The organism is Zooshikella sp. RANM57, from assembly GCF_050749885.1.
Classification (GTDB): domain Bacteria; phylum Pseudomonadota; class Gammaproteobacteria; order Pseudomonadales; family Zooshikellaceae; genus Zooshikella.
Genome location: NZ_JBOIUB010000003.1, coordinates 55,045 through 68,600 on the forward strand (window position 1 = coordinate 55,045; position 13,556 = coordinate 68,600).

Consider the following 13,556-nt stretch of genomic DNA (forward strand, 5'->3'; position numbering starts at 1 on the left):
ATACCAACTGTTTAAGTATCAGGCAAACTATGTTCCTTTAATTCTCTCCAGCCTCCTCTTTGCCAATGAGAAAGGCAAATACAACACTCATGTACATTAATCATCGACTTATTAGTTTTTTCTGAAATATACCCTTCACGAAGCATTTCTAGGCTTTGTTGTCGGCACTCTTCACCCCAGTCACTTATTAATATAAGCTCCCAGGGCTTCGTCACTTGACGGCCTCGCCTAAAAACCCTTCGTTTTGGGTATAGATCACTTTCTAAATAAAATGAGTTATTGACCATCTACTATTCAGCAAGAGCAAATCATACCTCAATATGCGAACAGAAGTAACATAAGCCGTCAGAAGAGGTATCACTTTTTACTAAATAGTAACAGTTGTAGAATTTAAGGAAGTGAAAAAACAGGTATTAAATAGACAGAAACGCTGTCTTACATATAAACAAAAACAAATTGTTAGACAATAATTTTATCCACTAGGAACAAAAATAAATTCTTAGATTTTTGTTCCATATCTTAAACCCCACCCTAACCCTCCCCTTACCAAGGGGAGGGAATAAAAGACCGGAGTCGCTTTAAACTCTCATTCAGTCCCTCCCCCTTGTTGAAGGGGGAGGTTAGGAGGGGGTTAATTACTGCAAACTTTTAGAGACTATCTCATAAACATCTTTAGAAAGGTCTTTTTCTTTCATAATACGCTGCAGTTGTTCTTTCATTAACCCGCCACGTGTTTCATCATATCGCCGCCAGCGAGTGATGGGGGTTAATAAGCGAGATGCCATTTGTGGGTTTAAGCGGTTTAACACCAATACCTGATCCGCCAGGAAGGCATAACCTGCCCCATCGTCACGATGGAAGTGCACTTTATTTCGGTTGGCAAATACACCAATTAACGCCCTTACTTTATTAGGGTTTTTCATATCAAATGCTTCATGCTGCATTAATTGTTGGATTTTTTTGAGGTCTGTATATTCACCCCCTGCCTGGACGGATAGCCACTGCTCAATCATTTGCACATCATGCTGCCACTGCTGATAAAAACTGGTTAATGCTTGTTCGGCATAGTCGCGCGCTTTAACAGACACAGCATTTTCTAAAATACTTAAAGCAGAAAAGCGATCTGTCATATTATTTGCCTGCTGGTATTGCTGCCAAGACAACTCGATACCTTGCTCATCAACCAATGTCAGATAACTCAAGCAAATATTTTTCAAGCTACGCTCAGCGATGTCATCCGCCGTGGGTTGATAGGCTTTTTGCATGTTGTTGGCATCAAAACAGGCTTTAAACTGCTTATGTAGTTTTTCTGCTAATGTACGACGCACAAAATCACGGGCCACGTGAATGCTAAGTGGATAAATAACATCACACTCTTCTGCAATGTAGTCTTCACTCGGTAAAGCAAGCATTTTAGTTAACATTGCTTTATCCAAAGACGAACCCGTCAGTAACGATTTATACGCGGTTACTAAACGTTCATCTAAGGCTAACGTCATCCCTGCCCGCTGCTGCTCAACAAGCTCTTTAATAATATCAACCGCTAGCTTTTGTCCTGCATCCCAACGGTTAAAACCATCATTATCGTGGCTCATTAAAAACATTAACTGATCACGGGTATAGGGATATTCAACTTTGACAGGGGCAGAAAAGTCTCTTGCGAGTGAAGGTAATGGTTGCTCACTGATATTGTTAAAGGTAAATGTTTGCTCTGTCTCTTTAATATCTAAAACAAGTGTCGTATTACCTTGCTCATCAAGTGGCATATCATTGCCTAGTGCATCAATGAGTCCAACTGCAAACGGAATATGAAACGGTGCTTTTTCTGCTTGCCCTGGTGTTGGTGGACAGTTTTGTTTTACCGTTAAGGTATACCGTTTATTGGCTGCATCATAATTATCCGACACTTGTATTACGGGTGTTCCTGATTGTGTATACCACCGACGAAACAGTGTTAAATCAACATTATTGGCTTCTTCCATGGTTTTGACAAAATCTTCTGTCGTCACAGCCTGTCCATCATGCCGTGAAAAATATAAGTCACTACCCTTTCTAAAACCTTCTTTGCCCACAATGTTATGAATCATGCGTACTACTTCAGCGCCTTTTTCATAGACAGTTAGCGTATAAAAGTTTGAAATTTCAATATACGACGCAGGCCGTACAGGGTGAGAAGTAGGACCAGCATCTTCAGGGAATTGCATGGTACGTAAAAAGTTAGCATCTTCAATACGCTTCACTGGACGGGAATTCATATCCGCCGAAAACTCAGCATCCCGAAAAACGGTAAACCCTTCTTTTAAACTTAACTGAAACCAGTCTCGACAGGTTACTCGGTTACCGCTCCAGTTATGAAAATATTCATGGGCCACAATGGCTTCAATACGCTGATAGGTTCCATCAGTGGCTGTTTCAGGTTTGGCTAACACGCAAGATGAGTTGAATATATTTAAGCCTTTATTTTCCATGGCTCCCATATTGAAATGGTCTACAGCCACAATCATAAAAATGTCCAAGTCATATTCACGACCATAGACATCTTCATCCCATTTCATGGCACGTTTGAGCGACAACAAAGCATGCTCGCATTTGTCAACATTTGTGGCTTCTGTAAATAATTTAAGTGCGACTTTACGACCAGACTGGGTAACAAACTCATCATCAACACAGGCCAAATCCCCTGCTACCAAAGCAAATAAGTAGCAAGGTTTTTTAAAGGGATCTTCCCATTTAACTTTGCGTAGGCCATCATCTAATTGCTCATCCGTCACTAAATTACCGTTCGATAGCATCACTGGGTATTTTTTAGGATCAGCAATTATCGTGGTTGAAAACTTAGCCATCACATCAGGACGGTCTAAATAATAAGTGATCTTACGAAACCCTTCTGCCTCACACTGGGTACAAAACATATCATTCGAACGGTATAACCCCTCAAGTGATGTGTTTTCCTGAGGTTTTATCCGGGTATGAATGGTGGCCGTAAACTGTTCCGCATTAATAGGTAAACTTAAGTTTTCTGTGGTTAATGCGTATTGGCTACTGTCGAGTGAGTGATTATCAATACTCACCGACAGCAGTTGCATATCGGTACCATCTAACACCAGGTTAGGTAAATGCTCGTGTTGTTTATTTTTATTTAACCGTACCTGTAATACGGCAGTCACATCTGTGTGATCTTCACCTAAATGAAAGGTTAAGTCTGTTTGGTCAATCCAGTAGTCTGGTTCTTGGTAATCTTTTAAATAAATAGTGCGAGGCTGAGCGTCTTTCATGTTGTTCTCTCTTAGAGTCTTCTCGTTATAGCTTTCTGTTGGGTAGCTCTAAAGTTTATACTGATTGCGAAGCATATATATTATGTACTGCTGAATTGTACGTTATACGCCGTAAACTTGCGGATATTTAACACCCCAATATCCATAATGAGATACTGGCCTTTTATACCCAACAACGTACCCGTTACTTCTGCTTGCTTATCAAAGTTAAGCGCAGTTACTTTTACGGGGTATTGGAGAACAGGATAGGTAATGGCATGTGGCTTGGTATCCGTTACGGGTTGCAATGCCTGTACACCAAACTGCTGCTGAAGGGATGTTATGGTCTCGGCACACTGAGCAAACAACTCGTCCCGTTTGCTGACTAAATCGACTTCATCTGATGTGCCTTTTAACATCGTCCGCCAGTTTGTTTTATCTGCCACAAAAGATTTCATTGCCGCTTCAACAAGTCCCGACTGTTGTCGTGTAGCCACACGCAAAATAGGTAATGCTTGCGTGGCTCCCTGGTCTATCCAGCGTGTTGGAATTTGTGACAAGCGGGTAATACCGACTTTTACTCCAGAGGAATTTGCCAGATAAACAATATGGTCTGTCATACAAAACTGCTCACCCCAGGCTGCATCTCGACACGTTCCCTGCTCATAATGACATTTTTCGGGCGACATAATACAACTGTCACACTGAGGTAATTTTTTAAAGCACGGAAAGCAATAGCCCTGATTAAAGCTTTTATTAGTTTTCCGACCACATGCAATACAATTAATCGCACCTAAAAACTTCAGCGTTATTTGCTTACCCAACAACACATTTAATGAAACCAATTGCTCACCAACGGGTAATTGATATACCACTGGGTCAGCAAGTTGTGATTTCATTTTTTGTAACTGGCCAACGATCGGTGACTGGGAGGTTACTGACTGAGATAAAACATCACTCAAAACAGGCTATTCCTTTTGTATACAGGTTTTATACCATTATTCAGGTTTTTATAACCTTCAGAGGTATAGTAATCACAGGGAAAAAATACGTTATATAATATTGACCGGTTGAGGATTACTATCCTCTTGTTCAGTATTTAGCTTAGTCTGGCTAGCACATTGTTGACTGATAAAGCCTGAGTGTTGATCCACAGGTAGGTGCTTGTGTTCATAGGCAATAACAGCTTGTAAACATAGCTCAACTTGCGATGGCGTCAGCACACGACCATCAGGCCATTTTCTGATTTCTACTGCAGTTTTTAGCCGCTGGTAGGTTTCTGCATCAATTTGGTCAAGGAGTTGCGAAAAGTCCATACATTCTCTCAGGTATTACACACTATCAGGCTTCTGTCTTTTTACTCTTTGTTGTATACCTATACCCTTAACAAAATAAAGGGTATCACTATACTTTTAACGTATTATCTTAAGTATTATCAATTCGATCTGCTTTAACAGCGCAGTGCATTATCTGGATTATACCGGCCACGAAATACTGCAAACAAGCAACCCGCTAATAAGCCTACTGTATGAGCGGTATTTGCCACATTGCCAAACCCCACAACCGCTAAGATGTCAGAGTAACCAATCACTAGCCAGACGACCATAAACATGTAGATGCTTTGTGGGATAAAAAAGTTAACATTAGCCAGCTTTTCACGCACCCAACAATAACCCAGCAATCCGTATACAACGCCAGAAAAGCCACCAAAGATAGGATGGTCTATCGACATTAAATACTGCCCAAGATTAGAAAGAAAACCGACAAATAGCACTAAGCCAAACATAAGCTTGCTGCTGTCTTTAGTTTCGATACGCCGGCCTAATACGTAAAGCCAAAGCATATTGAAGATAATATGGAGCCAGCCAAAATGTAAAAAAATAGGCGACAGTAAGCGCCAGTATTGGTGACTGGTAAAAACATCCCCCAATGATGCAGCCAATACATGATTACCAATGAGCGTAAAGTCAACAAAGGTTAGCCACGACACCATTTGATAGTTGCTACCAAGTCCGGTCACTGCCGCCACAAATAAGTTAATGACTAAAAAGAAGGCTGTCATTGGGAAATGACTTATCTGACTGATTGAGTGCTGATGGTTCTGAGCACGCAACGCCTGCGGGTTATCAATCACTGCCTGATAGCGAGATAAATCTAACTCACCACATTGAACCTGCTGGAACCAGTCAGTGACCTGTTGCTGCTGATCTTCTGCCACCAGCCACAATACTTGTTGCCCTGACTCTTCAGTGATTTTGTGCTTCACCCCCTGGTGATATAAATACAGCGAGAATGAACGTAAGTCCTGTTCAGCAGGGACTTCAAGCAGTCGCAACATAAGTACTCTTCCTGTTAGCGAGGCACAAAAGGGCTTCGCGGTTCCACATCAATCCACACAAACTTCTTCGCATCCAACACTGTTTCATTATCCATCCGATAAGCCACTAACCGACCGTATTTGACCGCGCTGTAATCCAAGCAGGCGATATTAGGACGAATGGGATGAGGCTCTCCCATCTGCCAGTAATGGCCGACAAATAAAGGCTTTTCATTTAACTCATAAACAAATAGCCGGTTTTTATCCTCAGCAGAGAGCACTTCTTCGGCTACCGCAGGTGGTAATGGGTCAGGTTGAAAAACAACATCTTGGTAAGTTTCAGGGGCTGGATGCCAAAAGTGTGCACGAAACCGACTGCGTACATAGCCATCTTTACTTTCAATCTTTACACCTTTAGGCAAGGGAATATCAATGCCTCGAATAAGACGACTAATACAGTACTTTGCAAAACTTCGTGAAATAATGGTTTGATGTAAAAAGTCATCATCAATGGTTGCACACTGATAGCGAGTCCAAAAAGCCTCTATAAGTCGTTGATCCCAACAGGCATGTACCACTCGAAATCGATCAAACTCTAAAAACAAGGGTAACTCTTTAAACCACTGTAAAAACATCTGCCACTCTTTAGGGTGACAGGCAAACTGTTCTAAAGTTTCCGCAATCAACCGGTGGTGTCGAGGGTTATGTTCACGTAAGAATGATCGACCACTGCCTTCAAGTGCTGGGGTACAATATGCTAAGGCATTGAATTCATGATTCCCCATAACAATGTGAGCCTGATTATGGTCAACCATGTCTTTGACAATATGTAAGGCATCACGAATACGGGGACCACGATCCACAATGTCCCCCATAAAAATCACTTTACGTCGAGGGTGTCGAAAACAACCACGATAATGACGATAGCCCAACTTTTTTAACAACAATACTAATGCGCGGGCACAGCCGTGAATATCACCAATTAAGTCATATCCATCAGCAGTATCTGCCATAATCCAACTCATACTAATTGATACCTCATCACTCTCCTAAGCGATTACCCCACCCCAACTTACGTCGGCACACTTCATAATAATTATGGTTCAAAGGGTGGATGAGTTTTAGACGCTGTGGTTTTTTAGCCACCGTAATAGTGTCAGAGGGTGATGTTGGAATATGCACTTGGCCATCACAAATGACTTGCGGGTAGGTTGTATTATGCCCACTAATAGCAATTTTTATTTCGGTATTACCATCAACCACTAATGGACGACTGGTTAGCGTATGAGGAAACATAGGTACCACTACAATCGCATCCAGCTTGGGATGCATGATTGGGCCCCCCCCAGATAATGAATAGCCCGTTGAACCCGTGGGAGTCGAAATAATCAGGCCATCAGCTCGCTGACTATAGACAAATTGCCCCTCTATATAGACCTCAAACTCGATCATGCGAGCCACTTTACCAGGGTGCAGTACTACATCATTCAATGCATCTGATTGCCCGATTGGCTGTCCTTGACGTTTAACCACCGCTTGCAATAAGAAGCGGCTCTCCATGATGTATTTACCCGCCAGTACTTCACCAACACGCTGCTCGATCTCATCAGGGTGAATATCGGTCAGAAAGCCCAAACGCCCCCGGTTAATACCCAGTACAGGTACACGGTAACGCGCTAGAGCTCTTGCCGCCGCCAGCATACTACCATCACCACCAATGACCACGACAAGGTCACAGATCTCACCCATCATATTGTGGCTACACACTTGAAGCCCATGTCCAGGTAAAACATCAGCAAGAGGTTTATCCAAAATGACATGAACCCCTTCAGACAGCAGAAATTTTTTCAATCGTTTAAGTGTCTCAACGACCTCTGCACTGCCTAGGCGACCAATAACACCGACATGCTTAAATTGCTCCATAACACTCCGTGATAACAGGCTGCTTGTTTTGACTGATTGTTACTGGCTTAGCGCATAATGTCTACAGTCTAGGATTACTTGCTTTCAAAACCTGAAATATTACGCTTTGTTTAATGCATTTACTTTGCGAAGTATTCTTAATCTATAGGCAAAATAAACAACATATGCATAATATACTCTTCGCACATAAATGCTTGTGCTCTGGGCATCACAACCTACCAGCCTAAATGACTACTCATGACCTACCGAATCACCCAGCTATATCAAGATTTACAGTGGATTAATCAATCCCCGGTTATTCTAGCGCCCTCTGAACACATTAATACAACAAGCCCATACTTAGTAAAAACACCTTTTAGGAATAAACCCATTACTTGGAAACAGGAGGAACTTGAAGTACTTCAGTTCACATTACAAAAAAAACAAAACTATCGACTTGGGCATTATTATGAAACATTGGTTCATGTGTTATTACAAAGCCATCCTGAAGTTTCCTTCCTTAAACATAATATTCCAGTCCATGCTTCAGGCCGAACCTTAGGTGAGTTTGATTTACTTTACGTTGATCAAACAGTAAATCATTGGATACATCGTGAGCTTGCCGTGAAGTTTTATTTAGGTTTACCTAGCCAGTCAACGCAAAAAATAAGCGCATGGCATCAATGGGTGGGACCTAACTGTCAAGATAGGCTCGATATAAAAGTCAATAAAATGCTGACTAAGCAGTTAAGGCTGAGTGAATATCCAGAAGCTAAGTCAATTTTAAATCAATTAACCCTTGCGACAGGAAACACGATACAGGGAAAAGAGCCTATAAAAGAAGGCGTATTACAAGGCTATTTATTTTATCCTTTTAAACAGCATTGCCCCCCGCCAGTGAATGCTAATACTCATCACCTCAATGGAGACTGGGTAACTGAAAGCGAATTAACTGACTATTTAACTAGCCTTACCGAGTCATACCAAATAAAAGGACAACTGGTGTATATTCCTCTCACCAAATTAGAGTGGCTTTCCCCTGTTCATCGACCAGTTATTAACGAAGTAAAAGGTTTTATGAGTAACATCGCTTTACAAAAATCAATGCAAGAACGGTTTGCGCTAGCTCAACCACCACAGTTAATCGCAGCCTGCTATCAAGATCGTCATTTTTTTAATGAGGTAAGACGTTTTTTTGTTGTTGCTGACCACTGGCCAGATAAAGCAGTGGCCGCTACCCAGGAAACGTAAAAGGAGACGGTAAAAAAACATCATTTATAGTATTGTGGAAACCCTCTGCGCCCTTGCAAGCCACCACTGTGTATCATCAGTACTCGGCTTCCCGAAGGTATTTCACCATGCTTTATGCCTTCAAGTACACGCCAAACAAGTTTACCTGTATAAATAGGGTCCAATGGCAAAGAAAAGTCTTTTTCTATCGATAAAATAAACTGATGAAGCTGATCACTTATTTTACCATAGCCTCCCCAGTGACCATCTAACCATAATTGCCACTGTTTTTTGTCTCGGAACCCTGAATCTCGTAAAAATCCTTCGACAACGTCCTGAAGAAATCCCCCACCTTTAAGTACAGGCACACCAATCACCTGTTGTTGATCCACAGCACCTCTAATTAAACCCGCTAAAGTCCCTCCTGTACCACAGGCTGCAAAAATATAATCAAACTGTTTTACTGGCTCATACTCTGCAATTTCCTGTGTACCTTTTATAGCCAGTAAATTACTTCCACCTTCCGGTACCCAGTAAACAGAATTTGTATTATTAAGAAACTGACTTTCCAGCACTTTTTGCATTTCAAACTGATGTTTTTCACGGTAAGTCTGCCGGTCCAAATAAATAAGCTGCATCCCCATCTCTGTCGCATCTTTAAGGGTGGGCGATAACACCTTAGGTTGCTGACCACGAATAAATCCAACCGTTTTAATCCCTAAGTACGAACCTGCAACAGCCAGAGCATGAATATGGTTTGAATAAGCGCCACCAAAACTTGCAACACAATCAGCACCACTCACCATTGCCGCCGTAAGGTTATATTTCAACTTATACCATTTATTACCAGAAACCTGTGGGTGCACTAAGTCCAAACGCAGTACCGCTAGTTGAATATTTTTTTCGATCGCTAAAGGGTGAGGAAATGACTGAATATGAGGGGTTACTGAGGGAAATTGAGTGTCAAAAATATCAGTGCACATAACCGGATTAACTTTGTAAATATCCCATTATATGCACTGCAATCTGTATTACCAAAAGTACGCTCAAAAAGCTGGCTCGTTATATATCCCTAAGCTAAGCCAACTGTAAATCCGTTACATTACTAGGTACTGAATCCTTATCATTTTTATGGGTTTCACAACGGTTTGAGTCACCATCAATAAATTGTCCTGGCATATCAATACGCTTGACAGGTTTACCACAACTCTTACCATCTTCACCCACGGCTTCACATCGTGAAGACTCATAATGACGACGCCACTTTAAATAGTGCTCTTTGCTTACAAAACACTTTGCAGCCACATAAGCAATATTGTCTTCTAAGTAGCGTTCCACTTCGTTAAGTGGAATAGTGACATGCCCTACGCCTGGATGATACGCAACAAATATCACCCCTTTTGTAGCCAATTGATCAAGCAATTGGTGAGGACTTCCACTTTGTAAACGCGCAATCTCTTTATGTAAATCTTTTATTTCTGCTTGCTGCTGCTTATCAAGCTCTTCTAAGTACTCTTGCTCCACCTCTTTAGCACGAAGTTGCTCTTTTAGCTCTTGCGTCGCAGAACGTACTTTAGTCCTGATCTGAAATTCCAATTGTTGTTGCATCGTCGCCAGCTCTGCACGACTCTGCTGCTCAATTTCTTTTAGCAGTTGGGTCATTTCATTGCGGCTTTCTTGAAACTGTTGCTTTTGATTTTCCAGCTTCATGACCAATGCACGGTTCTTATTAGCCAGCTGCTCATTAGCCTGCTTGGCTAATGCCAGTTCTTGCTTATAGCGCGCAAGTTCATGACTAAATTGTTGTTTTAACCGAGCAATTTCTTCTTTGCTCTGCGTTGTCAATTTAGCCAGTTTTTCTTCATGTAGCTTTACTGCCTTGATAGCACGGGCAGCCGCCAACTGAGTAGGCTCTAGTTCATTGTTTTGAACCAACTTAACAACAGGAGTGCTATTTGTATCTGTAAAAAGGCGCAACCGATTGCGTTTAGCAGCAGCTTTGATCAGCACCAGCTCATTAACAGAAGCATTTTGACGGTAATCCCACAGGCTTGAATGATGCCAGTTTACTGGACAGTTGGTACGAGTTGCTAACCGAATTGGTCCAGCCCCTAAGTTGGGACCTTTATCAGCCACTGATGCCATGTGCTTCAATGGCACATTCCAACTACGGTCAGCCATGCCCTCTCGGTCAAAATCCAAAAGAAACAATACGACTGCTGTTACATGCAAATTAATATCAATTTGCACATAGGCACCTTTAACTGTTTGAGTTTTAAATTCTTCTAAATGAACAACACCATCAAGAACAGCATCAAACTCAGATATAAGCATTTGCTTGCAAATGCCTTTTGTGTTGAAAAACACGACTGCTTCAGCGAACTTATTCAAGGCGAACTCCTTTTACCTTGTACAAAAAGTAGGTAATACCAAATTGTTATCATACTGTTTCACTACGCTAATGAAATGACTAGGTTTAAAAAAACATCAAGCCATCCATTTTTAATGATTGGTTCTCAGTCACCCTGAGAACCAATCGAAATAACGATATGCAAATTTATTTCTATTTTTCAAATAGTTAGCTTTGCACGTTCGCCTCATTGTAGTGAAACTGCTGCACAAAAAATGTGACTTCCTTAGCAATAGTTCGTTTAAAAAACAACCAGTTATCAACAGCTAAACGGTAAATAATTCAAACAAGTGTCTTAACGTTTTGTTTTAATTAATCTTTATTTGCAGTTCTATAATGTGGCAGCTAATGTTGTCCCTTGAGCAATCGCACGCTTAGCATCTAACTCAGCGGCTTTATCTGCACCACCAATTAAATGCACACTCATGCCAGCAGATGTTAAAGGTTGATAAAGAGTTTGATCAGAGTCTTGGCCAGCACAAATAATAATCGAGTCAGCAGGAATAAACGATGGATTCCCCCCCACAGTTATGTGAATACCATTAGCGTCAATTTGCTCATACTGCACATCATTCAGCATATTAACACCACGCTGTTTAAGCTGAGCTCGATGAATCCACCCTGTTGTTTTACCTAGGTTTTTACCCACTTTGGACTTTTTCCGCTGCAACAAAAAGACCTTACACTCAGGGAGAGGATGATCTGAAGCTAAAATACCTCCTCGCTTGCTCACTGAAAGGTCAATTCCCCATTCATGGCAAAACGCCTGAGGTTCAACATCCTCTGAGGCTTTGTGAGTGATGTACTCTGCCACGTCAAAACCTATACCACCTGCACCAATAATGACCACATTATTACCCACAGGCTTCTGATTTTTTATTACATCTAAATAACTCATCACCAGAGGTTGATCGATACCTGGAATTTCAGGCGTTCGAGGAGATACCCCCGTGGCTAAAATAACTTCATCAAACTGCTGTGCGATTAAGTCATCGGCTTTAACAAGCGTTCCTGTTTTCACGCTTACACCTGCCAGCTTTATGCGTTGTGCAAAATACCTTAATGTTTCATGAAATTCCTCTTTACCAGGTATCTGCTTTGCCAAATTAAACTGTCCCCCAATTTGATCACTTTGCTCATAAAGCGTTACCTCATGACCTCGTTCTGCTGCAGTACAGGCAAAGGCCAGACCTGCAGGGCCAGCACCAATCACCGCTATTTTCTTTGCCGCACCATTCACGGGCCTAATGACCAGCTCTGTTTCGTGGCAAGCGCGTGGATTCACTAGACAGCTAGTCAGCTTCATTTGAAAGGTGTGATCAAGACAGGCTTGGTTGCAGGCAATACAGGTATTAATAAGATTTGAATGTCCTTCAGCCGCTTTATTCACGAAGTCTGCATCCGCTAGAAAAGGGCGCGCCATAGAAACCATGTCAGCCTGGTTACTGGCTAAAATATGCTCTGCTATTTCAGGTGTATTAATTCGATTGGTTGCAATCACTGGAATAGTCACAGAAGGACGTAGTCTTGCTGTCACTTCGGAAAATGCTCCCCGAGGGACCATAGTTGCAATTGTTGGTACCCTTGCCTCATGCCAACCAATGCCTGTATTAATTAGGGTTGCACCCGCTTGTTCAATTGCTTGTGCAAGTATAACGACCTCATCCCACTGGCTGCCTCCTGGTACTAAATCCAGCATGGACAGCCTAAAAATAATGATGAAGTCTTCTCCTACTGCTTCACGAGTACGCCGAACAATTTCAACAGGAAACTTAATACGCTGATTAAAAGGACCACCCCATTCATCTTCTCTTTGATTGGTTTCTGCAACGATGAATTGGTTAATCAGGTAACCTTCTGACCCCATAATTTCAACGCCATCGTATCCCGCTTCTTTTGCTAATTGAGCACACTGAACAAAATCAGTAATTTGCTGCTCAACTTCTTCTGAGGCTAAGGCATGAGGCTTGAAGGGGTTAATCGGTGCCTGTATAGCGGAGGGAGCAACATTGTCTGGGTTGTATGCATAACGTCCAGCATGAAGAATCTGCATACATATTTTACCGTCCACCTCATGGACCGTTTGGGTAATCAATTTATGCTGGCTCACCTCTTTAGCATTAGTTAGCTTGGCTGCTCCCTTTAACACAGCACCAACCTCATTTGGACTGATGCCTCCTGTTACAATTAGCCCTACTCCACCTAATGCGCGCTCTCGATAAAAGGCTGCCAAACGCTCAAAACCATTAGGTCGTTCTTCCAAGCCTGTATGCATTGACCCCATTAATACGCGATTCGTTAATGTGGTAAATCCTAAATCAAGTGGTTTTAATAAGTGGGGGTAATGTTGATTCATGATCACTCCTAATTAGGCATTCATAATCGTTTTTCTGCGGCATACCATAAATCTGTCTTATAATGCCGACAATGATTAAGAATGACA

The 13,556-nt window shown here is 41.8% G+C and carries 11 protein-coding genes; 1 reads left to right on the plus strand and 10 read right to left on the minus strand.

Translation table 11 applies throughout. The features are described from left to right. Positions 1 to 11: 11 nt before the first annotated feature. The 7 genes from ACQ96U_RS07650 to ACQ96U_RS07680 all read right to left on the minus strand — a co-directional run bounded on the left by ACQ96U_RS07650 (position 12) and on the right by ACQ96U_RS07680 (position 7,494). The gene (locus tag ACQ96U_RS07650) at positions 12 to 215 is read right to left on the minus strand and encodes a hypothetical protein (RefSeq protein ID WP_431720654.1); all 204 of its coding nucleotides are present in this window, start codon (positions 213 to 215) and stop codon (positions 12 to 14) included. 420 nt (positions 216 to 635) lie between these two features. Beyond that, positions 636 to 3,275: an aminopeptidase N gene (gene pepN / locus ACQ96U_RS07655; RefSeq protein ID WP_431720655.1), complete on the minus strand. Its 2,640-nt coding sequence runs from the start codon at positions 3,273 to 3,275 to the stop codon at positions 636 to 638. 80 nt (positions 3,276 to 3,355) lie between these two features. Further along, positions 3,356 to 4,216: a DUF2797 domain-containing protein gene (locus tag ACQ96U_RS07660; protein ID WP_431720656.1), complete on the minus strand. Its 861-nt coding sequence runs from the start codon at positions 4,214 to 4,216 to the stop codon at positions 3,356 to 3,358. Between the two features lie 90 nt (positions 4,217 to 4,306). After that, positions 4,307 to 4,570 carry a YeaC family protein gene (locus ACQ96U_RS07665; RefSeq protein ID WP_431720657.1) on the minus strand — a complete coding sequence of 88 codons (264 nt, stop codon included), beginning with the start codon at positions 4,568 to 4,570 and terminating at the stop codon, positions 4,307 to 4,309. A gap of 134 nt (positions 4,571 to 4,704) precedes the next feature. After that, on the minus strand, positions 4,705 to 5,592 hold the full coding sequence (locus tag ACQ96U_RS07670; protein WP_431720658.1) for a rhomboid family intramembrane serine protease: 888 nt from the start codon (positions 5,590 to 5,592) through the stop codon (positions 4,705 to 4,707). A gap of 14 nt (positions 5,593 to 5,606) precedes the next feature. Continuing rightward, a complete protein-coding gene (locus ACQ96U_RS07675) occupies positions 5,607 to 6,596 on the minus strand; it encodes a metallophosphoesterase (RefSeq protein ID WP_431720659.1) in 990 nt (329 codons plus the stop codon). Between the two features lie 16 nt (positions 6,597 to 6,612). After that, a complete protein-coding gene (locus ACQ96U_RS07680; RefSeq protein WP_431720660.1) occupies positions 6,613 to 7,494 on the minus strand; it encodes an NAD(+) kinase in 882 nt (293 codons plus the stop codon). 237 nt (positions 7,495 to 7,731) lie between these two features. Here ACQ96U_RS07680 and ACQ96U_RS07685 point away from each other — a divergent pair, with 237 nt between their 5' ends. Continuing rightward, positions 7,732 to 8,724 (plus strand): DUF1853 family protein, encoded by a 993-nt coding sequence (locus tag ACQ96U_RS07685; RefSeq protein WP_431720661.1) that lies wholly within the window; start codon positions 7,732 to 7,734, stop codon positions 8,722 to 8,724. Positions 8,725 to 8,744: 20 nt separating this feature from the next. Here ACQ96U_RS07685 and ACQ96U_RS07690 read toward each other — a convergent pair whose 3' ends face one another. The 3 genes from ACQ96U_RS07690 to ACQ96U_RS07700 form a co-directional block, all read right to left on the minus strand. Next, a complete protein-coding gene (locus ACQ96U_RS07690; RefSeq protein WP_431720662.1) occupies positions 8,745 to 9,686 on the minus strand; it encodes a 1-aminocyclopropane-1-carboxylate deaminase/D-cysteine desulfhydrase in 942 nt (313 codons plus the stop codon). 94 nt (positions 9,687 to 9,780) lie between these two features. Beyond that, entirely contained in the window at positions 9,781 to 11,094 is a 1,314-nt protein-coding gene (locus ACQ96U_RS07695) for a hypothetical protein (protein WP_431720663.1), read from the minus strand. A 350-nt stretch (positions 11,095 to 11,444) separates the two neighbouring features. Beyond that, positions 11,445 to 13,469, minus strand: coding sequence for an FAD-dependent oxidoreductase (locus ACQ96U_RS07700; protein WP_431720664.1), 2,025 nt, complete (start codon positions 13,467 to 13,469; stop codon positions 11,445 to 11,447). Positions 13,470 to 13,556: the final 87 nt, after the last annotated feature.